Below are 911 nucleotides of genomic sequence, written 5' to 3'. Positions count from 1 at the left end.
TATAGTCAGTCTTTTATAAATAAGATACAATACTTTTAAAATAAGCGACACGGCAGAAGAATACATGACCTATTCAGCAGACTTTCGAGCGCAAGTGATCAAAAGTGTCCAAAACAAAGACATGAGTATTCGTCAAGCTTGTATTTTCTATAATGTTAGCAAAACAGCACTACAGCGTTGGTTAAAAAACCCAAGTATTAAGAAAACTCGGGATAAGCCACCCAGTAAAATACCGAATGAGGCTCTTCTCAAAGACGTCGCTCAACATCCAGATGATTATATGTACGAGCGAGCACAGCGTCTAGGCTGCAGTAAATCGGGTATTGAGATTGCCTTGAAGCGCCTTGGTATCAGTCAAAAAAAAGACCTTAGAACATCCAAAAGTGTGTCCAATAAAAAGAGCGATATATCAGAGTAAGCTTGATAGCTTTAAGCAGCAAGGCTATCCCATTGTGTATATGGACGAAAGTGGCTTTGAGGCCGAAACTATTCGCCCTTATGGCTATGCACCAATTGGCAAACCTTGTATTGATCGCTACAACTGGCAAGCAAAAAAGCGTACTAACGTCATCGGTGCTCTGTATGAAAAAATGCTGTTTGCGCTTGATTACTTTGAGAAAAATATTAATAGCAGCATATTCTACCAATGGTGCAAACAAACACTAATCCCAAGCCTTAAGACTAAATGCGTTATAGTTATGGATAATGCTAGATTTCATAAAAGCAAACGTATTCAAAAGCTACTAAACAGGCACGGGCATCGTATTCTTTGGCTGCCGCCGTACAGCCCTGATCTAAACCCTATCGAGAAAAAGTGGGCACAGGCTAAGTTTCTACGCCAAGGGTGGATGGAGAATAATTTACCAAAACTGTTTCAGGATATGGGCTGTATCTCTTTTATTATAGACTGA

At 39.8% G+C, this 911-nt stretch carries 2 protein-coding genes; both read left to right on the top strand.

All coding sequences use genetic code 11. The features are described 5' to 3' along the window. Positions 1–64: 64 nt before the first annotated feature. Complete coding sequence (locus JMW94_RS14920) at positions 65–418, top strand: IS630 transposase-related protein (protein WP_087816314.1); 354 nt, start codon at positions 65–67, stop codon at positions 416–418. Further along, positions 384–911, top strand: a complete 528-nt coding sequence (locus JMW94_RS14915; RefSeq protein WP_413469117.1) for an IS630 family transposase — start codon at positions 384–386, stop codon at positions 909–911. Before JMW94_RS14920 ends, JMW94_RS14915 begins: the two co-directional genes overlap by 35 nt.

Source organism: Psychrobacter immobilis (assembly GCF_904846185.1).
Classification (GTDB): Bacteria; Pseudomonadota; Gammaproteobacteria; order Pseudomonadales; family Moraxellaceae; genus Psychrobacter; species Psychrobacter immobilis_B.
This window is presented reverse-complemented; position numbering and strand designations above follow the sequence as displayed.

Bases quoted from the DNA above. Each gene is read 5' to 3' on its own strand.
- JMW94_RS14920 (WP_087816314.1), top strand. From the start codon at position 65: ATGACCTATTCAGCAGACTTTCGAGCGCAAGTGATCAAAAGTGTCCAA.